The 25,902-nt window shown below is 49.2% G+C and carries 19 protein-coding genes, 1 tRNA gene and 2 pseudogenes; 7 read left to right on the forward strand and 15 right to left on the reverse strand.

All coding sequences use genetic code 11. The features are described from left to right. Together AXFE_RS19780 and AXFE_RS18890 are read left to right on the forward strand one after the other, a co-directional pair. The coding region (locus AXFE_RS19780) for a hypothetical protein (RefSeq protein WP_160291675.1) at window positions 1–303 on the forward strand (303 nt) is incomplete at its 5' end. A gap of 540 nt (window positions 304–843) precedes the next feature. Beyond that, the gene (locus AXFE_RS18890; RefSeq protein WP_152625776.1) at window positions 844–1,056 is read left to right on the forward strand and encodes a hypothetical protein; all 213 of its coding nucleotides are present in this window, start codon (window positions 844–846) and stop codon (window positions 1,054–1,056) included. 27 nt (window positions 1,057–1,083) lie between these two features. Here AXFE_RS18890 and AXFE_RS00840 read toward each other — a convergent pair whose 3' ends face one another. Together AXFE_RS00840 and AXFE_RS20630 are read right to left on the reverse strand one after the other, a co-directional pair. Beyond that, on the reverse strand, window positions 1,084–1,404 hold the full coding sequence (locus AXFE_RS00840; protein WP_052604011.1) for a hypothetical protein: 321 nt from the start codon (window positions 1,402–1,404) through the stop codon (window positions 1,084–1,086). Between the two features lie 127 nt (window positions 1,405–1,531). Beyond that, a pseudogene (locus tag AXFE_RS20630) lies at window positions 1,532–2,465 on the reverse strand (IS1595 family transposase). 250 nt (window positions 2,466–2,715) lie between these two features. Here AXFE_RS20630 and AXFE_RS00850 point away from each other — a divergent pair. Beyond that, window positions 2,716–3,354 carry a TetR/AcrR family transcriptional regulator gene (locus tag AXFE_RS00850; protein ID WP_052604013.1) on the forward strand — a complete coding sequence of 213 codons (639 nt, stop codon included), beginning with the start codon at window positions 2,716–2,718 and terminating at the stop codon, window positions 3,352–3,354. Between the two features lie 271 nt (window positions 3,355–3,625). Here the strand turns inward: AXFE_RS00850 and AXFE_RS00855 are convergent, their stop codons facing one another. The 13 genes and pseudogenes from AXFE_RS00855 to AXFE_RS00925 form a co-directional block, all read right to left on the reverse strand. Further along, window positions 3,626–4,060 (reverse strand): reverse transcriptase domain-containing protein, encoded by a 435-nt coding sequence (locus AXFE_RS00855; RefSeq protein ID WP_052604014.1) that lies wholly within the window; start codon window positions 4,058–4,060, stop codon window positions 3,626–3,628. 314 nt (window positions 4,061–4,374) lie between these two features. Further along, entirely contained in the window at window positions 4,375–5,265 is an 891-nt protein-coding gene (locus AXFE_RS20305; protein WP_200891148.1) for a reverse transcriptase domain-containing protein, read from the reverse strand. A gap of 1,959 nt (window positions 5,266–7,224) precedes the next feature. After that, window positions 7,225–7,497, reverse strand: coding sequence for an AbrB/MazE/SpoVT family DNA-binding domain-containing protein (locus tag AXFE_RS00870; protein ID WP_052604016.1), 273 nt, complete (start codon window positions 7,495–7,497; stop codon window positions 7,225–7,227). A 551-nt stretch (window positions 7,498–8,048) separates the two neighbouring features. After that, complete coding sequence (locus AXFE_RS18140) at window positions 8,049–8,441, reverse strand: DUF2237 family protein (RefSeq protein ID WP_082058359.1); 393 nt, start codon at window positions 8,439–8,441, stop codon at window positions 8,049–8,051. A gap of 484 nt (window positions 8,442–8,925) precedes the next feature. Next, window positions 8,926–9,096 (reverse strand): oligoendopeptidase F family protein, encoded by a 171-nt coding sequence (locus tag AXFE_RS19785; protein ID WP_160291676.1) that lies wholly within the window; start codon window positions 9,094–9,096, stop codon window positions 8,926–8,928. 504 nt (window positions 9,097–9,600) lie between these two features. Then, window positions 9,601–9,939: a helix-turn-helix domain-containing protein gene (locus AXFE_RS00890; protein WP_052604020.1), complete on the reverse strand. Its 339-nt coding sequence runs from the start codon at window positions 9,937–9,939 to the stop codon at window positions 9,601–9,603. Window positions 9,940–10,509: 570 nt separating this feature from the next. Then, a complete protein-coding gene (locus AXFE_RS00895; RefSeq protein ID WP_152625777.1) occupies window positions 10,510–12,141 on the reverse strand; it encodes a zinc ribbon domain-containing protein in 1,632 nt (543 codons plus the stop codon). Window positions 12,142–12,309: 168 nt separating this feature from the next. After that, window positions 12,310–12,935, reverse strand: a pseudogene (locus AXFE_RS00900) (IS607 family transposase). Between the two features lie 216 nt (window positions 12,936–13,151). Then, window positions 13,152–13,227, reverse strand: a tRNA-Thr gene (locus tag AXFE_RS00905). A gap of 37 nt (window positions 13,228–13,264) precedes the next feature. Next, a complete protein-coding gene (locus AXFE_RS00910; protein ID WP_052604022.1) occupies window positions 13,265–14,344 on the reverse strand; it encodes an ATP-binding protein in 1,080 nt (359 codons plus the stop codon). Between the two features lie 90 nt (window positions 14,345–14,434). Next, window positions 14,435–15,052: a dTMP kinase gene (gene tmk, locus AXFE_RS00915; protein WP_052604023.1), complete on the reverse strand. Its 618-nt coding sequence runs from the start codon at window positions 15,050–15,052 to the stop codon at window positions 14,435–14,437. Between the two features lie 10 nt (window positions 15,053–15,062). Further along, a complete protein-coding gene (gene topA, locus AXFE_RS00920) occupies window positions 15,063–17,840 on the reverse strand; it encodes a type I DNA topoisomerase (RefSeq protein WP_052604024.1) in 2,778 nt (925 codons plus the stop codon). A 196-nt stretch (window positions 17,841–18,036) separates the two neighbouring features. Then, window positions 18,037–20,460, reverse strand: coding sequence for an amino acid permease (locus AXFE_RS00925; protein ID WP_052604025.1), 2,424 nt, complete (start codon window positions 20,458–20,460; stop codon window positions 18,037–18,039). Between the two features lie 129 nt (window positions 20,461–20,589). Here AXFE_RS00925 and AXFE_RS00930 point away from each other — a divergent pair, with 129 nt between their 5' ends. The 4 genes from AXFE_RS00930 to AXFE_RS00945 all read left to right on the forward strand — a co-directional run bounded on the left by AXFE_RS00930 (window position 20,590) and on the right by AXFE_RS00945 (window position 25,498). Beyond that, window positions 20,590–21,252 carry a potassium channel family protein gene (locus tag AXFE_RS00930; RefSeq protein ID WP_052604026.1) on the forward strand — a complete coding sequence of 221 codons (663 nt, stop codon included), beginning with the start codon at window positions 20,590–20,592 and terminating at the stop codon, window positions 21,250–21,252. Further along, on the forward strand, window positions 21,249–21,923 hold the full coding sequence (locus tag AXFE_RS00935) for a potassium channel family protein (protein ID WP_052604027.1): 675 nt from the start codon (window positions 21,249–21,251) through the stop codon (window positions 21,921–21,923). Before AXFE_RS00930 ends, AXFE_RS00935 begins: the two co-directional genes overlap by 4 nt. Window positions 21,924–22,238: 315 nt before the next feature. Beyond that, window positions 22,239–24,503, forward strand: a complete 2,265-nt coding sequence (locus AXFE_RS00940; protein WP_052604028.1) for a Zn-binding domain-containing protein — start codon at window positions 22,239–22,241, stop codon at window positions 24,501–24,503. 170 nt (window positions 24,504–24,673) lie between these two features. Then, a complete protein-coding gene (locus AXFE_RS00945) occupies window positions 24,674–25,498 on the forward strand; it encodes an HAD family hydrolase (RefSeq protein ID WP_200891149.1) in 825 nt (274 codons plus the stop codon). Window positions 25,499–25,902: the final 404 nt, after the last annotated feature.

The raw sequence follows: 25,902 nt of genomic DNA on the forward strand, positions 1-25,902 counted from the left end.
ATAGCTTGTCCGGTTTGCCATAGTGATTTCTTAGTATCGGGTCGTAAGACCTACTGCTCAGAGCGTTGTAGAGCTAGTGCTTATCGAACTCGACGCAACAACAGCCAACTCAAGGTACCTGTTGTAGGTAAGAAACAGCCGCTAAAGCCAATCACTGTATATGAGTGTGATATCTGCGGGGAGCGAGCCCTCGGGGAGCAACGCTGCGACGAATGTCAGAAATTCATGCGTCGTGTTGGCTTTGGAGGACTGTGTCCTCATTGTGATGGAGCAGTTGCCTATGACGAGCTAACCGTTGGTTAAGCGAATCTAACAAACTAAAGATCAGGCCATCTTTAGTGAGCGGTGGACGCCTGCACGCTTGCCTCGCAAATAATCTGACACATGTGAATAAGCGCTTCGCGTTTACATGCAGGTGCCAGATCTCGACCACAGGGCCCACCGCTATCGCTACTACCGATAAACAAATAATAAAAAGAAGGGTAACTGGTTCCGAAACTACCCATTGGGACCAGTTACCCTTCGTGCTACTCCTGGCTTAGAGTTGTCCGTAATCCTCAGAAAAGCGAAAGACAACTTTCTAATCCAACAACGAGAGGACTATGGACAAATAAATATCAAAAAGACGAGCCATTTAGGCATTAGTTAAGGGACCTTCTAGCCTGACATCTACCAGGATTGAGGTAACTTAGAGATAGGTTAAAGGGATCAGGAAAGTCTGGTCCAAAGACTTCGGTACAGTGGTCCAAAGATACTGGTGCTGTGGTCCAAAGATTCTACCAATAGTGGTCCAGAGAATCGGAATAGTCAGCCTATCACCTCCTTAGTGCTATTGAGCTGACCTTGAGGCAAAATAACGATAAGAGAAGATGGTCAACCATTAAAGAGCAACTCAACAGTCACCGCCGAGCCACCATAGTTCTTACATCAGATAAAGGCGTTGTCTATCACATCCGCACTAGTGGTGTTTCTGAGCCGGTTCACAAAGAGATCTACCGTCTCTTAGGAGTTAGTGATCCCCTTAAACGGATAAAGACCATTGCGACGCATTTGTAGTGTCCCAACGTAAGACCACATACTCAACTAGCTGGGAGAATAGGTTGATTTTCGGAAAGATGGGCTAAGCAATGCCCTCGCCTCGTCCATGAGTGTTGCCCCTAGGCGGATACTATGCAGTGGTACTCGAACAGGGATAGCACGTAACTCTTGGTCAAGGCGGTCAACTTCGCTTCGTGTTTTCGCTGCTATTGCTGTGAGTTCTTCGTTTTGTGCCTTGAACTTCAACATTGATGTCCACATCGGCTCCTCGAGTGCGACACCTATCGCTGCTTCTGCCTGAGATAGGGCGAGACGTGCCTTACGTAATTCAGTCTGGGCTGTCTTTTTCGCAGGATTTAGGACCATCCGAATAGGTTCGTCTCAATAAACGCGTAGAAGTCAAGTGCACCGTGCGCGAAGTGTTCTCTTGTATAACGGAGTGTGTTTTCCTGACGCCAGCGAGCAAACACACGATGAGTTATCTCTGGAATCCTTATAAAGACTCGCAAGCCGTGGCCAGTTTCGCCCCACGGGTCGAGATAAAGGGATATTCTTCGGTGAGGGCGCAGGTGTTCAATAGACGATCGACCAACGATGATCGACTATCTCTGCGGTTGAATCGGTATATGAAATCTTCTAAATAGAGTTGTTTGTATACTTCTCTTCCATGGTAGGTGCCATCGATGAACTTCTTGGTATTTCCAATCAGTGTGTAAATCCATTTGAAAACTTCGTGCGCACTTTCATGACTCGATAACGTTACTGTGTGGTTTATACCCATCTCTCTCGCACACGCTCGATAGGTGGGTGGGGTTGCCATCGGTTTCTAGAGCGATCTTCGAATTAACGCGTCTTTCTAAGACATCAAGCACTGTTTCGGTGGTCGTATTGTCAATGACTTCCATGAAGCAATGGATAGGCGCACCGCTAGCTAGAGACACACCGATCATCACAGTAGTTTGGTCAGTTCCCCTACCTTATTTTCCTTCTCCATGGCTTATCCCACCAAGGCAGAATTCATCTAGCTGGACTTTCTCATTGAGTTTGTAAATGGAGTTTCGCTCCGACATTGCTTTGCGGAGCTTGTTTAGCATCAACCAAGCAGCTGGATACGAAACACCTAACTGTCGTGCCAGGGTGGTACCTGCAATCCCACGCTTGTCGTTCGAAACAAGATACGCCGCTAGGAAGCAGTTCGCGAGGGGAACCCTACTCTTATGAAAGATCGTGCCAGATGTAACGCTCGCTTGGCGGTGCCAAGATTTACATTGAAAAAGTGGAGCTCGAGATGCTGCATTTCTTGAAATGAATTGGCCCTAATAAGGTAAATTGATCAGAGTCACACTTTGGACATCTAAAGCTCTCATAGCAATAACGATTTGATCAGATACTCTTCACGCGCTTATTGCGAAGCGGAAGCGTACCATAAAGGCTGAAATATCCGCCTAGACCGCTTAATCGAACATCTGTTCTACTAGAGATTAGCTCCAATCTGGTCTCGGTGGAGGCGAAACTTATGAAACCTGATAAGTATGAACTTAAAATTTCCTGAAAACATCTTCAACTCCGGGGCTCAGCTTCATACTATTCTCGAAAATCCAAGTGTAACTTTACGTATAAAACTTTACGCAATTCAAGGTCATGGCAACATAAGCTGGAGCCGACTAAACTAAGCACATGCCGGCCAATACAAAGATAACCAAACGTACTCGCAACCCCCGAGGACAAGGAGACCATCTCCGCGAAGAGATAGTTCTTGCTTGCATTCGCCTGCTCGATCAAAGCGCATCCGAACTAACTCTCAGCCTTAGATCGATAGCCAAAGAAGCAGGAATTGCAGCCCCTTCCATCTCCCGCCATTTCCACGACGTCCACGAGATCATCGATACCGTTATCGCTAGGGAGCTTAATGCCTTCCTACGTTTACTTTATGAAGCCCGATCATCTTCACAGAACCCAAGAGACCAAATCATCGCTCTTGTGCAGGCCTATGTCAACTATGGGATTCAATCGCCAAGTCGCTATCGAGTCCTCTTCAGTCGCACATATTCACCAGATTGGAACGAAGATAGACACCCAATGGTCGAAACCTCCCCGCTGATGGCTGAAGCCTTCGCTATCGTCACAGACACCATACAAGAGTGCATAAATATAGGAATTTCGACTGCAAGTGACACTACACTGGGCGCGGTATTGCTTTGGTATGGCCTTCACGGCCTTATAACTTTACGTCAGTCAATTACAAGCTTCCCGTGGCCTGATCTAGACGTCACCGTCGATCGAATTCTTCGAGACTCCATAGCTTTATCCAACTAAAAAAGTTCAGTCAGCTTCACCGTCCTTGGGAAATTTGTCATCTCGTATCACCAGGAAATGGATAAGATCCGCAGCTAGAAAACTCCTAAAGCTTTCGCGGATGCGAGTAGCTGAGTACGCTATGACAACCCCGCCATCGAGCAATTCTATCGATCGCTCGCCGTTATCGTGACTTGATACGCGCCGGGTTTAATGGAGACTCAGTTACCTGTGAACCAACTGGTTCTCAAGGTCTAGTTTGATATTAGCAGATGGAGTTCTTCTCTCAAGATTAGGAGTCTCCACTATTTCCGGGGCATATCACTTTCAACCAACGTTTGATGTAGAGAATTATCCATGGCTCTGATACGTGCATAGAGACAGCTTTTAGCAGCAGTTCATGATCTATCGTGTCGAAGAAGGCCTTGATATCTAGATAAATGACCCAATCGTACTTCCAACATCTCTTGCGTGCTTTTTCAATGGCATCATGGGCTGAGCGATTCGGCCTGTAACCATAGGAGTCTTCGTGGAAGACCTCTTCCAATCTTGGCTCTATGTAGGCTTTAGCTACCCCTTGGGCGATGCGATCTTTGACGGTTGGAATACCTAGGATTCTTTTACCGCCATCTGACTTGTCTATCTCGACATATCTAGTTGCCGCTGGAAAATAACTTCCAGAAGCCATTCGATTCCAGAGTTGGTAGAGATTGTTCTTTAGATCCATCTCAAAGACTGAGATGGACTGCTTATCAATCCCTGGTGCTCGCTTTGTGTCTATTGTGATTGGCTTTTGCCTCTTTGTATGCTTTAAGTACGACGTACTTGTCTTTTGTCAAAAGCTTTTTCTTGTCGTGGTCTTGTCATTTGATCCCTCCCTATCAACTTTTACCTTGAGAAGTTGTTCATTTGCCAATTACAACTAGATCTGCTGTTTACTCCATCTCTTTGGCTTACATCCTCATTACAAGGACTTCGTAGCTAATCCCGGTAGGGACCGCCCTTACGGGCGGCCCCCCGGACAGATCCCATCGAGTCGAACTACCGCAATGGGCTCCTGCCTTGGGTTCTGGCAGCGAAGCGCACGCTAGGATAGGGGTGCGCAATGCGGGCAGGGGGCAGCCATCGGTCGCTAATTCGACTGAAGCGATCCCAGGTCATCCGGTTGCGCTGGCTTCGACGCCGAAGCGTCTCTCGCCAGAGTCGTCTCACCTGTTTACGAAAAGCCGACACCGCGTCGATGTTACCAGGCACGGCGTAGTAGTTGAAGTGTCCCCTCAACACACTCGCCAGCCACCGCCCTTGTTCGGGAATGGACTGGTGACGACGACGCCGAAGCTCGGTTCTTACCTGCTTCAGCTTCATTCTCAGTCGTTTCTTGATAGTGACGCGCCTGAGCCAGAAACGCCCGTCCTTGGTCTTTCCACAGATGTGGGTAAATCCCAAGAAGTCGAAGGTCTCCGGCTTTTTGAGGCCCCGCTCCTTTCGGTTCTGAGCCGCAAAGCGACCGAACTCGATCAGGCGGGTCTTGTCCGGGTGCAGTTCTAAGTTGAACTTCACGAATCGTTCACGAAGGTCGCTGAGGAACTGCCTTGCATCACCAAGATACTGGAATCCAACCACGAAGTCGTCGGCAAACCTCGAGACGATCATGTCGCTCCGTGCATGCTTGTATCTCCACTGTCGGACCCAGCGGTCGAAGACATAATGAAGGTACACGTTAGCGAGCAGTGGTGAAACCGATGCCCCTTGTGCTGATCCTTCGGTCGTCTTTGTGCACTTCGCATCCTCGATGACTCCTGCGGCCAACCATTTGTCGATCAGTCGCAGGATTCTTTTATCCGCAATGCGATGCTCGAGAAACTTCCTCAACCACGTCCGATCCAACTTGGAGAAGAAGTCGCTGATATCAGCGTCGAGTATCCAGTTCACCTTTTTCTCTAAGATCCCGACCGCCAGCGCATCAAGCGCATCGTGGGGGCTACGTCATGGTCGGAACCCGTAGGAGAATCCGAGAAAGTCTTCTAGTATATAGCGTTCAATACCTCCACCACCCAACGTTGGATGATCTTGTCCTCCAGCGTTGCGATACCGAGTGGGCGTTGTCGTCCATCTGGTTTTGGTATGTATACCCTACGAGAAGGGCTTGCCCGTTAGGCACCGTTGTGGACCCTTTGAAGAAGATCCTCGAGGTTCTCCCTCAGATTCTCTTCGTAGGAGTGCCATGTCACGTTATCGATTTCATGGCGCAGCCTTCGGGTTAATCGCTAAATAGGCGGCCTTCAGGCGGTCTGAGTCGATGTGGTGCAATAAGTGCTGTGAACTTTGCTTGCTTGTCCTTTCTTGCTACTTCGCGCACACGATCCAGCCCGTTTGACACACCTTGTCCGCAAGTGGGTCCGGTTCTGAGTCCGGGGCGTGTTAGGTCGGTCGTGTTCCCCTTGGCCAACCCCCTTTCCTCCACTACCTCCTTTCCTCCACTACCTCCGCTACCGGTCCCCCGGTTTTGTTCGACAGCTTCGTAGGTAATATGGGGTTGTCTGACTTCCCGCGCTCGTTCATCTCAGGCGTACGACCTTAGCCTTTCCTGAGCGGCCCACTGGGTGATCAACCCGACTGGCGAGCGCGGGATCTCCCGGTTCTCGCGCATGGAGGTTCCGTAGGTGCCATGGTTCTCTGACCGCGCGGGGCCCACAAGCAACTTGCGATAGCGCTAGCGGTGGTGTTGCCTTCCGCTTCCATAGACAGCGTCGGCACCTCGAATTCTCTGATTACGCGCCTCAATAGCCTGGCCTGCACGTGCCCCTGTCAACGCTTCGCCTGCGTCCTCGCGGACGCCGACGCATGACTCGGGGTCATCGTGGTTCGCTAGACCTTCGATGTAGGGCTCTTTCATCTCTTCCTCCATACCGGTTTATCCCGGCGCACCTACGGATCAGAACGCCAGGGGTTCGAATCCCTCCGAACTCGCTACATATGTCCAGCTAAAAGCCTATTTCTAGGGGAGCCCGTCAATCTTTGACTTTCGTTTGGTCGGTAGTTGTGAGTTTTTTCTAATGTAAGAGTTCGGTACCTCTGTTACACATTGGCCTTACCACCTGTTTTACACTTTCCAGATCGGCTTTGGTAGCTGGGCGACACTGGCTCCGATACCTGTGTTACAGTTTTTTCTTTGAAAATTGGCGACGCAATCACTTGGATTGCCTAATACTTGGCCATCGAGGAGGTCGCCATGTTGGTGGAGCTAGCTGTGACAATGAGCGTCGGCGCATGTTCGGAAATTCGTATAGTTGATGGTGGCAAAGTATTAGGTAAGAGTGCGGACAAGCGGTGCCTGACCATAGTTTGCAGTCCAACCTGGTTCTAGACAGAACTTGCCGCTTACCGCGTAAATGCTCTCAGGTGCACCAGGTGAGTGGTGTCGGGGAATTCTCGTTGAAAAGCTACATGCTGTAATTTCGCCAAAAAGAACTGCAAACGTGCACCTTTTGACTGCCAGTTATAAGTTACAGGGCTTTTACCAGGAACGATTCGAGTGTACTTTCGTGCAATACCTATCGTGACCTACTATTAGCGTACAAGGATAATATTTTCCCAACTACCGACCAAATTTATCGGTCATAGTGTTTTGACCAAGTTAGTAACCGCTTGGTTCCATCGTCTGCTCTCTTAAACGTTAGTCTTAGTACAACACTCGCGGACGCTGACCATGATCCACTTCGGTCGCCTTCAAGTTTATGCACCCGGACGGAAGGGTGTTTCTCGTTTTCGTCGAGAAGGCGTAATGCTTTTAGGAAAGTTTTGCGATCGGAGGGGGTAAAATCCCGAGACGCGAACGTCAGGAGGAAGGTTTCTGTAAATTCGAGAGATTGATATTCGTGGAGCACTTCCTCAGCTACCTAGAGATTCCAGGTCCTCTTCGCTAAGTCTCTTGACGCGGCCCTCTTTGGAATCTCGATGTGCCCTCTCCATGAGTTCACGGTGATCAGGAGTGTACGCCCAAGCATCTTCTAACCTTAGGTAAACGACTCGTCGTAAGACAAGGGCTTCTTGCTCCATGTCCACCTCGATCTCGAGCTCCGTGCCCTCGGTCAGTCCAAGCTGCTTTCTTACAGATGCTGGTACCGTCAGTCTTCCCGATCCATGTACAGTTACAGTTTCCATAACCTCGAGTGTACCTTATTGCCAGAATGGCAGTAATACAATTCGGCATAATGGTGATTAGCCAGGTAAGTCCAAGCCAAAGCAATACGAGTTTACCTTCACGACATGGGTGGAGTCGTCGGCTTGATAACTTGGCAATCCAAGGTTCAAGTTATGATCTTGAACCAGCAACATTACAAATTCAGGATGCCTCAGGGAAAGAAAGAAACGGATGAAGCTAGGTCCTATTTAAAGTAGCTTTAATAATAAGGAAGTCGGTTGGTGTCACCTGGATTCGCAACCTTGACAGGTGCGTGGGACGAGGAGGCACCGGATGTCTTCATCCTGGGTGCGGGGATTTCCATAGCCGCTGATTTATCATTCCCTGACACTGATACGTTGGGAACTAGAGCGCTTGACAAAATTCACCATGCAAACCGTTTGGGTATTGACCTTTCTATTCTGCCGGAGCAGTTCAGACACGGCCTGTTTGAGGTATGGCTGGCTCAGATTGCGGAAGATCAACCGTCCTTCTCAAGAGGGAAAAACAGCGCCGAGTCGAGCAAATATAGTCAACCCGTGAGATAATCCGGTCCTTCTGGAATGTCGACTGCATGCTCTTGCAGCACGGCGAGCGGCACGATGTCCAGGACGCGCTCGTGGGTGGATGCGAGTACCACGTAGGCCGCAGCACCATCGTGGTGGGCCCGGAACCAGTTTGCCGCGGTTACGCACCAGCGGTCCCCGGGAATCAAGCCCGGGAAGCGATACTGCGGAGCTGGAGTGACGAGATCGTTGCCGATATTGCGCTGATGTTCGAGGAAGTCGGCTGTTACCACGGCACAGATAGTGTGGCTACCCAGATCTTCAGGTCCGGTGGAACAGCATCCATTCCGGTAGAAGCCGGTGAGCGGATCGGTGCCGCACGGCTCCAGTTCACCACCCAACACGTTGAATTCGCCCATCCATGAAGTATAACACAACAGACTCGGCGCACCTTGGTGCTTCGAAGCTTTTGGTGGCCGCAAGTGAGTTATCAACCCATCGATAGTGACCATACGCCGACACCCGAGCCCAGAAACCAGACGTGTCCTAACCCGTCAATGACTGTAAACAACGACGACGCCCATGGGGCCTTGACCTTCCTGTTGCCAGCAACATTAAATTGACCCAGGATCAGCAACATTAAATTGACCCACCCTCCAGTAAGACTTGTCTGTGGAACATTCAAAACCACGGAGGAGTCATCAAATGCTGAAGGGCAGGACATTAATGAATTTAATTGAATTAAGATCACAAGGACACAGCTATCACAAAATAATTATGTATTTTCTTATACTGGTGTCAATCGGAAAGAGTAAAAACGGCTTCTGGACTGGAGCCCGAGAGGAGATTCGAACTCCTGACATGCTCATTACGAGTGAGGTCTATATCAGATCAGAAGAAACCTTAAATTACAAAAACGCATGTCATAGGCGGTGTCCCAACTACATATGGACAACCAAGAACGCTATTGTTTACAAAAATTATGTACTGATTTATGTAGTGCTGATTTTTACGGGAATAATAAAGGCCCTCTTCACCCTTGATCGGGAGCTCCCCCGATCTTCCTGGACTCATTGAAACCTCCGTCGACCACTTGAGTAGGTCATCGGCACTCCAAAGCAGCGGGCTACTGTAAGTCAGAGGTGGGCTTTCCGTAAATGGGCTTCAATGTTTTCCGTAATTCTTTCCTGGTACTTGTGTGCTACATCTTAAAGGAAAACTACGCGTTTGTTTGCTACAGACACTAGTGCGTGCATGAGTGCGATATGCATCCGTATTCGCGCAACAAGGTCGCCACCTGTAATGGAGCCTAAGACCTGACTCTCACCGAGAATCTGCGGAATTATAACCTTATTTCATCCAGTCGTTTCGATGCAATACCCTCCAAGATTGCGGTTTCCAGCTTTGCCAAAGACATTGATATTCTTTCGCTTAGACCCGTGAGGCTTCCTAAAGCCGCTGATCTTGATAACGCGTACCCTACTTGCTTCCACCCGCGACCAACGCGAAACACTTACCTGCGAGTGTGCACTCCCAAACCCTATGAATCCCTGGGAGAGTTCGCCAGGCTGCCCGCAATCATGCTGATGCTTTCGTTGACCCCTCGACTTCTAACGATCCCAAATGGATGCTTATATTGAAGTCAATCCCAAGTTTCTCTGAAAGTCGTCTGAGCATATCTATACTCGGGTTGTGTTCTCCTTCTTCAAGTCTCGCAATAGCAGGTTGGTGCATCCCGAGCCTTCTACCCAACTCCGTCTGAGAAATGCCATGCTCCACGCGGTACTCGATTACTCGAACCGCCACGGCACGCGCCAAGGCAGTACGTTCCCACTCCTCCTGAAACTCGGGATCCTTGAGAAGACCCTCTAAGACCTCCTTGCCAGTCTTTGTTCCTTTTGGTGTCCTATCCATCATTCTCCGTACTCCTTAAACCCGCTAAGACGCTCCTCAGCCAACCTAACACTCCGTCGGAAACCTTTCGGACTCACCGAGGCCTCCGGTCCAACCGCTCCGATTGCAAACAGCTCAGGCCCTACGCGTCGGTAAAAAACCCGCCAACGGCTTCTCCCTCCTCTTGGTCGGAGCTCTCTCAGGCCGTCAGTTTCCGAATTGAACTCTGATGGGGGAAGGGTAGTCCACTACCCATTGTCTCTAATTTCACTTGAGCATCTCCAATCGCTCTTTTCTCACTGACCGGCAGCGTTTCGAATTCGGCTACCGCTTCTTTGCACCACAGCGTTTCTGCCATACTCTCCCACTGAGTTTTTGCCTAAGATATTGCTAAACATAACAACTTTATTATATTCTAAGTACTCTCATATACTTCCTGACCCGCTCAGCTTCCTACGCAAGTTTGGAATCTCTGCCAATGCTTTCTCTCTGCCCACAGAAAGACCGCTAAGATCTACTTGATCCGCTCCAGAAAACCTAGGCATTTCTAGGTATCCTTTTATTTTCGCTCTCCAGCCGCTGAGTCTCCCCCGTTCACACCGTGTGCTCGGGACTCTGCGAGTCGGTGGCATCGAAAACATTACCACCTTCCACAACGGGCTTGCGCCTTCGTGGTTTGCTTGGAGTCCTGCCGTGAGCGGTAGCTCTGTCTTCGATACACGCACCCTGGACACCGTTGCCGGTGATCCCCTGAAGGACGATACGTGCTCCAACTCGGCTTTCCTTTCGGCTACGGAACCTCTCGTTCTGGATCACCTTCACCTCGGTGTAGGCGGTGAAGACACTGATCTGTCGATCAGTGAGTCTGGATTTGAGGTTCGTGGCGGCTACGTGGTCTGCATCACCCTGGCGGTTGCAATCCCAATATGGATTGCGCCAGTGAAACGTGTCCCCCTGGCGGTTGTCCGATGAGACATACCCCCAGGTCGGTTCGGGACACGTTTGGCTGGTGTAGGCCGCGTTTACCGTTTTGGCATCGACACCGCCGATGCTCGTATGCACCACCATGCGACCTTCGTTCTCGGATCGCATCCATGTGGAACATATCCGAGACATCTTCTTTGACTTGGCCTTGCCGCGCAAGTACGAGAGGTCTTCAGTAGCGAGGAGGCGCGGGCGCTGTGTTGGGTCTTGGGGAACCTTACCCCTCGCCCTGGTCCGGTTGCCTTTTCCGTAGATAACCTCTTTTGTCGCCTGACCCGACAGCGTGCGTACGCTGGCCTGGGCACGTTCACGTCGACGAGCCTGCTTCTTGTGGCCGAGGTTGTTCCTCGCTATCCTGGGGGCCTTCTTCGATTTGGTGTTTACCTTGCGAAGAGACCTGGTCCTCGCATGTGCTTTGCCTCGGACCTTGCCTGTTGCGTTGTTCTTTTCACTGAACTCTTCAAGGATCTCACCGAGGCTGATCCCGTGCTTGTGTCCTTTTGAGTCCGTGCACACCTCGGTAACACCCCAGTCGATGGCATCAATTGGTCCGGTCGCCTTCTCCGGGGCCTTGATGCCATAGACAACATGGACCGTTGCGCACTTCGATCCCTTTTCCGCCACGAGACGGATGTCGCCCGACACGCGTGAGACCCCAACAAGTGAAAGTGCGATCCGTGCATTGGTCTTGGCTCCGATGATCTTCACGTACTGCGAAAGATGGGGCTGCCTGCACCTGCGGTCTTCGGGGTTACAGGTATGGTTCTTGGGAATTGCCATCGTGGTGAATGTCGCGTACAGGGTTTCTGCCAGAGCCATCGACCGCATCGCGTGTGCCCTCGGGTTCTTGTGCTTGGAGAGTGCCTTACGCAGTACCCGATGCAAGTAACGCACAACCTGGGCGTGTTCCTTTCCTCCTAAGCCGACAAGTACCTTCAAATTGATAGCAGGAACTCTACCTTGTGTGATTTCTCCGATCCATGCGTAACGAGTGAGACAGGTATAGGCAAAATGTTGCTGCATCTCGTTGTCTCTATAGTGCTTATGGATCTTGGCCTTCACGTTTTCTATGGCCAGGACTGACTCGATGTGGCGCACCCAGGTGTCCACAGCGTCGAAGGCTGCCTGGTCTACCAAGTGGACGTTGACGTCCTGTGGGTAGACGTCCGCCTTCTTCATAGCGTCTCGGAAGTCCCGCTTGGAATCGAGGAAACTCCACATCCCCATAGGAGCCAACTCCACCAAGAAACGATCTTTGGCATCTCTGTAACTGCGGAGCGCCTCGTCTATCTGCGCACGCTTATGTGTGGACAGAGGGAGCGTTCCGAGTCGTACGGTCCTCTTTTTAGCCTGGGGTATGGATTTAGCCTCAATACCATTCAGTTAAGCACCAGCACACAGATACACCGCTCATGGTGAGATCTCCCTGGCTTTCGCTTGGAGTGTTTCCATCACTTTTTGGTTCTTGTTGCTTTTCGACCCGCACAACCTGGCCGAGAAGACGGTTACGATCTCGATGACATGTCTGCTAGGTCTTCTCCAAAGGTGGAATCCTCGCTAGCGTTGATGATAACGACTTCAACTCCGAAATGCTCACAAAGGGACAAGACGAGTTCTGACCCAAAACGAAGCAGTCGATCCTTATGGCTAAGCACAAGCCGACCGACCTCGCCTGAACAGATCCTGGAGATAAGCTGTTTGAGTCCCCGCTTATGGTAGTTGAGTCCTGATCCCACATCGGAGATGACCTCGTAGATCCACCCGTTTGCCGCGCAGAAGGATTCGAGCAGTGCCACCTGGCGCACCAGGTCGTCCTTCTGTTGGTTTGTGGATACCCTGGCATAGGCAATCGTCGCTCTCGCTGATGGTCTCTGGCGTGGAGCGAGGTGGTGCATCTTGGCTAAGTCGTAGCGTCTTCTGCCACCAGCAGTGCGCTCGGCTGGAACTATGCGACCCTCTACTTCCCATCGCCGAAGTGTGTCAGGATGCACGCCAAGCTCTTTTGCTGCTATGGCGATAGGTACCAGTTGTCCCATGACCTAAAGTACAATACATCAGTGCGACACTGATAAGTACTTATGTCTGCCGAACTAGATGCGAACAGCTTCGTGCCCCGTCACAGGATCGAGGCCGGCGCTTACCCGCAGTTTCCAGACGCCCGGTCGTATCTCTTTCTTGTGGCCTGTCACAAAACAATTATGTATTTTTTATGTACTGGTGTCAAGTAAAAAGAGTAAAAATAGTCTCTGGCCTGGAGCCCGAGAGGAGATTCGAACTCCTGACCTGCTCATTACGAGTGAGCTGCTCTGCCGACTGAGCTACCCGGGCATTATCGCCGTATTAATCATAGCGAACTTTTAGCGATTTAGCGTCTCTGGCCAAAAAGGCTAGCTAGTGCAATGGTTTCTGAAACCCCGGCATTGAGTTGGCGCAATGTCGTCCTCGAGGCGTCAATAACTTTCTGATAGTTTTCCGCTGCTTGGACGGGGTCTGCGCCTTCAAAAAATTGGGATCCACGATAATATGCTAGAAATATAGAGATCCCTGCATCGAATTCAACCTTCCGTCTAAATCGCAAAATCCGCTTATGTTCGTTCTCGACTTCCCTAAAGATCCCTTTCATTCCTGAACTCTTTTGATTCGTAGCCTTGAAGCTAGAAAGCTCTATCTCCTGTTGTTTTTTTAGATCAGCCGTAACGCTATCGATAAGATTGGTTACACGTGACGCATCTAAAATCAGCTCTTTTGCATTTGTGTAGCGTTTACCAGCTGGCTCCCCCCACGCCTCAAGGCGATTCTCCAACCTTCCATCGAGACCTAAATCCCGAGCTAAATCAAGATTTCCTCTAGCAAAGGATGAAGTAAGCTTCGCCTCTTTAGAACCCAGTCCTTGATCTTCTAACCACTGAGTGACCTCCTGGTCTAAAAGGCCCGAGAACTCCACCCGAACACACCTAGAGGCGATTGTGGCCAAGGCCTTGTGGATGGTGCGAGCCACAATAATGAAGACAGTAGATGCCGGCGGTTCTTCTATAACTTTCAAGAGCACAGGGGCTACCTCTGCTATGTTGTCAAACTCTTCGATGATGACAACCCTACGAGAAGATTGGTTTGGCGACAAAACAGCCAATCGGATTATGTCATCGCGGATTGTGTCAACCGAGAGCGAGCTCTTGAACTTCTCAAAATAGTTCAGATCCGGAGATCGCCGTGCAAGGGTCGCAAGACAGATCCCACAGCTTCCACACCCTCCGCTGGAACACAGAAGTCCCGCCGCAAAGGCCAAAGCCCAAAGCTCTTTTCCGCTACCAGGCGGACCATAGAAAAGGTAACTATTATTCGGATGAGATAGGTGAGCACCTAAAACAGGTGCTAAATCACGGTGGACAGAGACCGACTTCAATACCGGCGAAATTACGAGCGAATCGCTTTCAAAATCTGACATAATCCATCACTATCCACAGTTACTAAGGAAAATTCTAGGCGAAGCTAGTAACTTTCACGAAACAACGTCACAGATCTGACAAATAAGCACCTATGGATCCGATCTATGGCCGTCAATAACGTTAAGAATCCGATCTCGAATCTCAAAGACTTCACCATCACCGTCTATGCAAACCCAACCAGATCTAAGTGCAAGTTGACCAAAGCCATCCCTGACACGCGACTGAAAGGTCTGTCCCTGACCCTCAAAACGATCCGAAGAAGAGAGCTCTCGCATTGCTCGATTCGTCGTTTCCATTATATAAAAGACCATTTCTGGATCCAGAGAGTCGGTGGCAAAGGAGTCCAAAAGCATCAACTTGTCAAGGTCAATCCCATAGCCAAATCCCTGATAAGCCAAGAACGACCCTGAAAAACGGTCGCACACGACCCAAGCCCCACGTTCCAGTGCCGGCAAGATCACCGATTCACAATGTTGGGCACGAGCACTCGCCATCGCCAAGGCTAGCGCTCTAGCTCCTATCTTATATTTTCCAAAGATAAGATCCCGAAGTGCCTCGCCTAGGGGTGTTCCACCTGGTTCACGCGTTTCAACCACCTCGACCCCTCGTTGGCGCAACGCTTCAGAGACAAGTTGGGTTTGGGTGGATTTACCGACACCGTCTAGTCCTTCTAAAACAAAAAAACGTCCCTTGAGCTCCTTGGCCACGACCTTATCCTTAGGAGTTCTTACTTTTGGGAGTCTTTGGGGTGGTTGCGCGAGGCGCTCTAGCAGAAACCCTTGCGCCGGTAGATCTCGTAGATCCTTTAGCGGTCGATGTGGCTTTAGCGGTCGATCTAGTTGTGCGCTTTTTAGGTTTTACGCCTTCTCCATCTTCGTTCGAAACCTCGGGCATCGACCCACGCTTTTCGGCTAAAAGCTCGACTGCCCGCTCCATGGTTAGACCCTCATCGACTTCAAACTGCTTTACCGTACAATTGATAGTTCCATCGGATACATATGGCCCAAAACGTCCCGAGCGAAGGACGATCGATCGTCCATCTGGATCGACCCCAAGTTCGATCGATGTGGCCGTTCGTCTACCGCGACCCGTAGCCGGTTGAGCCAAGATAGCTACAGCATCTTCCAGACCAATAGATAGAAGTTGCGACTCACTAGTTAAACTCCTAGAGAGACGCCCTCTTTTGACGTAGGGGCCGAACTTCCCATTCGACACCACAACGTCATCGCCTGTCTCTGGGTCACGCCCTACAATTCGAGGAAGCGAGAGAATCGAAACTGCATCTTCAAGAGTCACGGTCTCTGGGGTCATGGTAGAAAACAGCGAACCCGTCTTTGGCTTTTCACCTTTGGGTAGGAGTTCGGGATCTCCCAACTGTATAAATGGGCCGAAACGCCCTACTTTGACGAATATCGGATCGCCTATCTCCGGATGAAGGCCTAGAAAACGATCGCCACTGCCTGCAGCCAACAATTCAATCGCTCGTTTTGTTGTAAGCTCATCTGGCGCTATGCCATCGGGAACTGGGGCCGTTGTGTCGCCTACGCTCAAATAGGGGCCGAACCGACCAACGCGAACTACGATAGGATTTCCCTCTTCGTCGTCGCCTATTGAAATTGAGTTAATAGCCCGAGGGTCAATTGCGTCAAGTTGACTATCTACCAAGAATTTTAGACCTTGATCATTTGCACCGAAATAAAAGTCACGAAGGTACGGAACCGCGGGTATATCGCCATTGGCAATCTTGTCCAACGAGTTCTCAAGTTCAGCAGTGAAGTTATAGTCAACAAGTTCACCGAAATATTGCTCCAAAAGTGCAACTACGGAAAATGCTACAAACGAAGGAATGAGGGTATTGCCCCGCTTGAAGGCATAACCTCTATCTTGAATCGTTGAGATAATACTTGCATAGGTGCTAGGCCTACCTACCCCATATTCCTCTAACGTCTTTACGAGGGAGGCCTCTGTAAATCGAGGCGGAGGGCTCGTCGTGTGACCTTCATAATTTGTACTTAGGACGGAAACCGCTTCACCTTCAACAAGAGGAGGAAGAATGACGTCATTTTCATCAGAGGATGTATCGCCATCATCGCTATCTTCTACATAGACACGCAGAAAGCCAAAGTGATCGATGGTCCGCCCGCTAGCAGAAAGTAATGCGCGAGTGGGGTTCAAACGTGCACCTTGGTCACTTCCTATGCTTTCATTCAAAGCTAAAGGTGCACTAAGTCGAACCGAAACGGATGTACCCGTCGCATCGGTCATCTGTGAGGCTATCGTTCTCTTCCAGATCAACTCATAGAGGCGGGCTTCATCAGAAGATACCCTAGATGTAATCTGAGCCGGTGTTAGCCACTGATCCCCAGCCGGACGAATAGCCTCGTGGGCCTCTTGGGCGTTTCTCACGGAATTCTTATAGTCTCTGGCTCGAGTTGGAACAAATTCATTTCCATAAAGCTCTTTTACGATCTCGCGGGTTTGAGCTAAGGCTGCATCGGCAAGGTACGTCGAGTCCGTTCGCATGTAGGTGATGAATCCAGCCTCGTATAACCTTTGGGCCGCCGACATCGTTCTAGTCGAGGAAAAACGGAGCTTCCGCCCGGCCTCCTGTTGAAGCGTTGAGGTCCTAAAGGGCGGAGCGGGACTTCGGCGATAGGGCTTGGGCTCGACAGATTCAACCAAAAGGCTCTTGCTCTTCAAATTTGATGCGATCAAGATTGCAGACGGCTCATCCAAGACAACAAGAGGAGCATTTTTAATTCGAGCTGGATCGATCGATCCAGCTGAAGAGAAGTCTCGCCCTGTTGCCACTCGAAGCGAATCCAAACCAATCAGATTAACACGGAATGCGCTCTTGGCCTTGGTTGCATTAGCCATTACCGAAAAATAACCAGCAGAGACGAAGGCCATCCTCTCGCGCTCTCGCTGCACCAAAATTCGAGTCGCCACGCTCTGCACTCTTCCCGCCGAGAGCGAGGGTTTGATCTTTTTCCAGAGAACCGGGGAGACTTCGTATCCATATAATCGATCTAATATCCGTCTAGCCTCCTGAGCGCTGACGAGCTGCTGGTCGATGTCTCTGGTATTTTCAATCGCCTCAGATATCGCACTTTTGGTGATCTCATGAAAGACCATTCGACGAATCGGGACCTTGGGAGCCAGAACTTCAGCCAAATGCCAAGCTATCGATTCACCTTCGCGGTCCTCGTCTGTTGCTAGAAGAACTTCGCTCGCTTGGCTTACAAGTGACTTTAAATGCTTGATATGAGCTTTTTTCTTATCAGAGATGACATAAAGAGGCTTGAATGAATTTTCGACGTCTACACCTAAACGAGCCCATGGCTCTTTCTTGAGCGAATCTGGAATCTCCGATGCACTCTTTGGGAGGTCTCGTATGTGGCCGATCGATGACTCGACAAGAAATTCTGATCCCAAAAACTTCGAAATTGTCTTAGCTTTAGCCGGAGATTCTACGATTACAAGTGGCTTAGCCATCAGTTTGCTTCAACCTACCCAATATTTAATGTGCCCACATAACAGACTTAGATCTATTACCATACGAGCAATTGCGGTCAACTACCGCTATTTACTGCGATCGAATACCAAAGTTTCAATCAATTGCACTTTATCAAATACAAAACTACAAGGTCATAACGGATTAGGACCTTGTAGTCATAACAACTTTTTTTATTTAATCACTGGCATCAGATTCAGATGCCAGAAGTTCAAAGGTCGGATTCATGATTGCTATGTGCCCATCGATGTCTCCTACGGTCCCTTGAGCTATTAGGCGTTTACCTGGTTCTATACCAGGCACCCGGCGTTTACCAGGAAAGACCAGCATAAGTCCACCACTTGAGTCCTCAAGACGAACCGCCAACGAGGCAATTGAATCCAGAGATTGAACGCGAACTGACTTTACCCTGCCAACCACCTTTGCGGGACGTCGATAGACAACGCTCCCAATGGCAATCGCTCCGGGAACATCGGAGGTGGGCGAAGTGTTTGTGTTCCCCACTGCTCGCTTGATCTCATTTTCAGTCTCATTTTTACGACGAAGGCTCGTGCGCAGGCGATCCTTGCCTGGCAAATTGACCTGGAAAGGAATTATCGTAGCATTTACATGAGGTAATTGGCTCAAAACTCGAGCTATCGAATCCGCAGTCCGATCGTGTAAGATTCGACGAAAAAATCCCGGATAGCTGCGTCGCGGTAAAAGAGCAGTAACCTCAGCATCCCCAGGGGAGACGGCTTCGGCAACGACATCAAGCGCGGCGCGACGTATCCGACGATCGGAACACTCTACAACTTCCAAATCGATTCTTCGAACACCAAGACGGCTCCAATCGGACTCGAGTTTCCTCGCCACTTTGACATCGAGCTCAATATGGACTGCCCGAATCTCATCAGGAACCAAAGTTCGTGCATACTGAAGTGCTCGAGCTGTTGCTAAATCAAGCTCTTCCACAAAGAGAATCACCTTGTGCTTTCGCAAAACAGGCACCTCACAGGCGAGCGCGACATCGCCTTCGAGGCGCTCTTCTTCAGCAACATATTGACGGTTGAGACGAATGAATAGATAAACAAGGATTGGCCCAACTACAACTACAACCCATGCGCCTTGGGTAAATTTGGTTACCAGAAAGACTATGACCACGATAAAGGAGAGGATTGAAGCAATGAGGTTTACAACGAAGCCGCGTTTGTAACCCGGCTCCTTCTCTCTGAGGTGATGCTTTAGCATTCCCGTTCCGGCCATCGTAAAGCCGGTAAAGACTCCAATTGCGTAGAGGCCGATTAGTGCATTTACGCTCGCATTAGTTCCGATAAGAATAACTTCAGCAATTACCGTAAGGAGAATAATCCCATTTGAAAATGAAAGTCGGTGGCCACGCCTTAGAAATTGTCGAGGCAAAAACGAGTCCTCTGCCGCAAAGGAGACTAGAAATGGAAATCCATTAAAACTTGTATTCGCCGCGAATATAAGGATCAGATATGTGCCAATCTGCAACAAGTAGTACATGACAGTACCAAAGGTTGATGAGCCATACACGGTCTTAGCGATAACGGAAATTACGGTGGGCGTTCCAGAGATTCTTGGAACTGGATGAATGTACGAAGCCAAAATTGACAGACCAAAGAACAAAGTTCCCAGGATAATAGCCATATACATAAGCACCCGTTGTGCATTTTTCCATTGAGGCGCCCTAAAGAGCGAAACTCCATTTGAAACGGCTTCAATACCCGTTACCGCAGAGCCACCATTGGCAAAGGCCTGAAGAAAGATAAATAGTGAAGCGCCCATCAAAAGGCCCGATCCTGGATGACCAAGGTGATAGCCGCCTGGAACGTGGGTTGAAAGTGGGTGTAGCTGTCCGCTTAGAGCCTTATAGATTCCCCAGCCCAACATTACAAACATATTCAAGATAAAGAAATACGCAGGTAGGGCAAATAGCCGGCCGGCCTCTTTGATCCCGCGCAAATTTCCATACGCAAGAACTAGGACAAATAAGAGCGAGAGTTCAAGATTGTATGGAGCTAGAGCTGGAACCGCCGATGATATCGCATCGACTCCAGCGGCAACCGACACAGCTACCGTGATCGTATAGTCAATCATGATCGCGACCGCGGCGATCTGTGCAATTCGTGGTCCAAAGTTGTCACGGGCTACCACATAGGCGCCACCGGCCTTTGGATATGCTTTGATAACCTGAAAATACGAGGCAGCGACCGTTACCAAAATTATCAAGATCAAGATTGATATCGGCAAAACCATGGAAAAGGCAGCTACGCCAATTACCGGTACCAGAATCGTCAAAATCTCTTCTGTCGCATAAGCAGAAGATGAGATGACATCAGATGACAGTACCGCCATTGCGGTAAAGTTTCCGAGTCGCTCTCCCTTTAAATCCTCGTTGACAAGTGGTTTGCCTAGGAACTTATTTTTCAGGCGATAGATTCTCGACTCTGGAAGATCATAAGAGCCCAAAGGCGCAAGAGTAGTTGGCTGCGATTCAAAACTCCGCGCACCGCGAAAACGTTCGCCACGACCGTCACCGGCTGGTCCCTCTTCACCTTTAGATAAGGGGGGAACTTTTGGATTGCTTTCTGGCAAGGGAAAAAGCCTCCGAACTCAATTTTAATAAATAGCATTTATACTGTGTCGCGTCTTTGTGTCTAGAATCTAGCCACAGAATCTCTAAAATACTCAACGCGACCAGAATAGATTACTAGGTGATAGACCGTGCATGTAATTGTTATAGGATGTGGCCGCGTCGGATCTGAATTAGCGGCACGACTCTCCTACGAGGGCCACTCAACCGTAATTATCGACAAGAACTCATCAGCCTTTCGTCGGCTAAGTCCGACATTTAACGGAAAGACCATAACGGGGCTCGGTTTCGACCGAGAGCGCCTCGAGGCAGCAGAGATAGATCGCGCCGACGCACTAGCAGCAGTCACAAGTGGAGACAACTCAAATATATTGACTGCAAGAATTGCAAAAGAGACCTTTGAAGTCCCAAAGGTAGTTGCCCGAATCTACGACCCCAAAAGAGCCGAGATCTATCAGCGACTTGGGATCGCTACGGTAGCTACGGTTACTTGGACGACAGAACAAGCTATGCGTCGCCTCTTCGAAGACTATGCACAGCCGGATTGGATAGAACCACACGGTGGATATGTCCTTTTGGAGAGGGGCCTTCCGCTTCACATGACTGGCCATCGTCTTACAAACCTAACCGAAATACCAAATGCCCTTCCGATTCTATTGACACGGGGAACCTCTGCAAAGCTCTTCAATAATGAGCTGGTCGCACAAGAGGGTGACGTAGTTCATTTCATGGTGGAACGCGGATCGATTCAAGGCCTCGACAAGGCGCTTTTCGAGATTGGAAAAACGCAATGAAAGTCGTAATCGCAGGTGCTGGAAGCGTGGGTGCGTTCATCGCTCAAGATCTCTTTGAAGCTGGCCACGACGTTATGGTCATCGAACAAAATGGTGATGAAGTAGCCAAACTCAAAGATCACATCGGATGTAAATTCTCTGTCGCCGACGCATGTGAAGTTTCATCGCTTCAAGCCGCCGGCTTGGCAGATACCGACGTCGTAGTAGCAGCGACTGGTGATGACGAAGATAATCTTGTCATCTCGCTCCTCGCAAAGCAGGAGTTTATGGTTCCCAGAGTTGTCGCGCGTGTGAACAATCCAAAGAACCACTGGCTCTTCAATAAGACATGGGGCGTGGACGTCTCGGTTTCAACACCTCACCTTCTCTCTTCGTTGGTCGAAGAGGCGGTATCAGTAGGATCGCTTGTAAGGTTGCTCTCCTTTGAAAAGAGTGGTGCTCGCCTCGTCGAAGTTACATTAGCGGATAACTCTCCAGCCAATGACTTTGAACTAGCAACGCTTGCTTTCCCCAAAGAGGCCTCGATCGTCGCTATTATTCGCGACGGCAGCATTATCGTACCTCGAGGAGAGACGATATTTCGCTGTGGCGACGAAGTTGTAGCACTCGTGACAATCGATTCCGAGGCAGAGTTGAAGGCAATTTTGATCGGCACCGCCCCCATGGGCTAGCAGAGATTAACAAATTAGCTGCAAAGCTCTAGAGTTTTTTACCAATGCCAGTCTCTCCAAAAAAAAACTGCCACCTTTACCCTAAATCCCTACTTCATCCCTACTTCGTCAAGAAAATTTGACGAAGTAGGGATTTGAATCGATTGAAAGATTCATAGTTTGCACAAAGATCAAGTGGAATAACCCAATTGACTTCTGACAAAAATGCAATATTAAAAGTCCCAACTAACACCTCTGGGGAACCTTTAAATTTTGGCGTAATCTTTAAATATTCTTGGAACACAAGAGCCAAAACTGCAAATGGCTAAGGATATTATGGCTAGAGGATCTCTGGATGCTGCACAACAGAAGGCTTATTCACTACTTGAAGAGATGATCGCTCAAGGCCCTCAAATAGTCATCGAATCGAGCACTCCCACCGATGAACAAGGCGGTGCCACCGAGATAACCGAAAAGATCCTAGAGTCAATCAATCAGATCGGTCCAATGAGTCAAAGTCGCTTCAGCGTCATAGAGTGCTCTGAGACTACCGATGCATTAGACCTCCTACTCGATGCGATACAAATCACAAAGAGATCCAACGAATCGATCTTGGTCTTTGTTGAGGGCGCATCAAGTGCAAGAAGCACGCTTCGGATCCTAAAGGCAAAGAACGCTTCGTTGGAGATTCTGGATCTATCGCAAAAACATTCCCAAAAGAGTCTCGCCACAAATGGCCTAAGGGCCGATCTAATAATTGCGACACCCGAATCAATCCATAGACAACTTCTTCCTGAACAGTTCAGCCTCTATCGTATTATCCAACGGATTTCGTCACTATGGATCTTTGATATGGTGGAGTTTCGTGGTCTTTTAGGTTCAAACCTTTTTCACATCCTAAAACGCTTCGAACTCGCGGCTAAAGATCTCGGCCGAGATATTTCCCTTGTTGGGGTCGGAATTGAATTAGGCGACGCCGATCGATTTGCGTGTGAATTATTTGACTGTGGAGGCGACCAACTCGCCAAAATCTATCTACCACCTGACCGACCGGGCTCTATTTCAATTGGGTTTATCGATCCAAATATCGAGGTAGATCCTTCTTCTGCACTTACAATCGCCTCTAAACTTGCTCGACTCGGATGGCAGGGAAATCTAAAGACGGCAGTGATCACCTCATCGCGACTCAAGGCAGAGCTAATCTCCAACTTCATAATCGAATCATCCAGTAACATTCCAGCAGAAGATCTCGTTCTCTATCGAGGAGGATACTTGGGGGAATTGAGAGTCGAGCTAGAAGAGCGACTCCTTGTGGACAGGGTGAAGATCGCAGTAGCCACATCCGCCCTAGCTCGAGATCTGACCCGCTTTGATCTAGTAGTTTTAGTTGGATTTCCAGGCACGATTGCTCGTTTTCGGCGCGATTTTCAGCGAATTTCAAAGGCGGGCGGGATGATAGTTTTGGTCGCCTCCGCAGATCAATTAGACCGTTGGATAACTAGAAATCCCCACGAAATCATCACACGTAAAAATGAGGGGGCGGCCATCAACCCCTTCAATAAAAGTGTATGCCACCACCAGCTCATCGCAGCGTCTTCAGAAAGGTCGATCACTGCGAGTTCTTACCTTAGGGGAGAAAATGGAATTAGAGAGGTAACCGATTCACTCGAGCAACTAGTTGCCCAATCGACCTTGATAAAGACGCCGTTGGGATATCAATATGTAGGTTCAAGGCAACCAACAAGAAACTATGGTCTCAGGGGTTACATAAGTCGGAAATACCGAATGATCACCACTACTGGTGAAGTGCTAGAAGAGATAAACGAAGATCAAATTCCAACGAGCGCCTTTATTGGAGCGGTCTATCGCCATCGCAGAGCAAGATTCAGGATCGTAGCGATCGACGATGACAATAGCTTTATCTTCGTCGAAAAGACCGAAGATCAAATTTACACAAAAGCACTCATCGAATCCAACTACCAATTTTCAAAGATGAGATTACTTACCTCTCCATCGCTTGGCCTTTGGATTGGCGTAGCCGACCTCTTCGTCACCGAAACACACCTTGGATATGAGACCTACTCTGAGGCCGGAGCACTCTTGGGCATTCAGCGAAATCGCCTTCCATCAAAAGAGTTAGATACTGAGGCATTCTTTATCTCCTTTAGTGATGATGCCACCTCTGATATTGAGACCGAACTCCTTCCAGGCGCCCTTCATGCCATGGAACATTGTGCCATTGGAATACTTCCTATAGTTTCAATCTGCGATCGATGGGACGTCGGAGGCGTCTCCTTTGTGGCCTCACCAGGCTCTGCTAACGGCCTTGATCTGGACGAAATCTCCGGCGCTGTGGCAATTTACGATGGCTACGCTGGTGGAGTTGGAATTTCTTACGCCACCTACGAAGCCCAAGCTACTTTAATGGCCTCTACCCTTGAGACTCTCGTCAACTGTCCCTGCACCACAGGATGTCCCTCTTGCATAGTAAGCCCAAAGTGTGGAAACAATAATGAGCCGCTATCAAAACGCGGAGCCCTAGAACTGACACGACTTGTCGCAGATTCCTTAGCAGGCAAGAGAAATCTCAAAGGCTCCTAATCTCAAGGCGATCATTAATCTGCAAACCTCAGAGTAAGGTAAGTCACCAAAGAATGATAGAACCGTCCACTAGCAATCCCACTTCATGGAGACCTGGGCGTTAGCCCAAATAAAAGTCAACCAAATAATTTACCCAATCACCAAAGAGAGGTTGCAACTAGGATGTTATTGTGAGAGCTGCCTTCTTTGACCTTGATAAAACTGTAATTGCCAAAGCATCTATGCTCGCCTTTGGAAGGACCTTCTACAAAGAGGGGTTACTATCCCGCCGAACCATTATGCGCTCCGCTTATGCCCAGGTCTTGTATAAATACACCGGGGCAAACGAGCGACAACTTCAAAAGCTCAGAGAAACAGTTCTTTCTCTGACCAAGGGTTGGGAAAAGTCATTGGTCTCAGCAATCGTTTCGGAGACAATGACCGAGATAGTGGAGCCTCTTATCTTCAAAGAAGCCCTCGACTTGATAGAAGAACATAAAAAAAATGGAGACCTTGTATTCATTGTTTCGGCATCGCCCAGCGAGATCGTAGTTCCCCTTGGTGAACGACTCGCCGTCGACGGTGTAATCGCGACAATATCAAAGGTTGACGCCGACGGAAGATACACCGGGGAGATGGAGTTCTATGCATACGGCCCATACAAGGCCGAAGCTATGCAAAAGTTGGCCGAAGAATATGGATTTTCTCTAGAAGAATCGTACGCCTATTCCGACTCATACACTGATCTCCCAATGCTTGAAGCCGTAGGAAATCCAGTCGTAGTCAATCCAGATCGAGTCTTAGCTAAAATAGCCAAAGATCGATCCTGGAAGATACTCAGTTTCACCAATCCCGTGCGAGTTCGTGAAGGACGCGTCCGACCATCTACGCCAACCGCACTTGTAGCATTGACGCTGGGAATCGCATCCGTCGCGGCCTCAAGCTTCTACCTGCTCTATCGAGTACGACGTTTGTCTGCTCAGATTCGTTCCATTCTTTTGTCAGCGGCAGATTAAAAAAAGAGATCTCTGGCGCGGTCGAGCTATCGATATAGTCGATCCGTAATTGAGCTTTAGGGTTATGAGCTAAATCAACAAGGTGTCCGGCAAGCCAAAAGGCCACCGGACACCAGTTTTTTTACATTAAATATTCGAATCGTTCGCCTGCTATCAATTTGACACAAGACAACTCATCCAATAGATATCTTCATATCGTTGGTCCCTTGAATCTATGAGACAAAGCGATCACCACCGAAAAAGACGAATCTAGCCTACGCAGTGGCACGAAGTTTCTTGGCAGCAAGCGCTCCAAGGCCCGCAAGCAAAATTACAAATATTAGCTTCTTCATAAACAGCCTCAATCTTTCAATACATCTATAGTTTTACAATATTTCATCAATCCTAGTTTCTCTTTATTTTAG

The organism is Acidithrix ferrooxidans, from assembly GCF_000949295.1.
Classification (GTDB): domain Bacteria; phylum Actinomycetota; class Acidimicrobiia; order Acidimicrobiales; family Acidimicrobiaceae; genus Acidithrix; species Acidithrix ferrooxidans.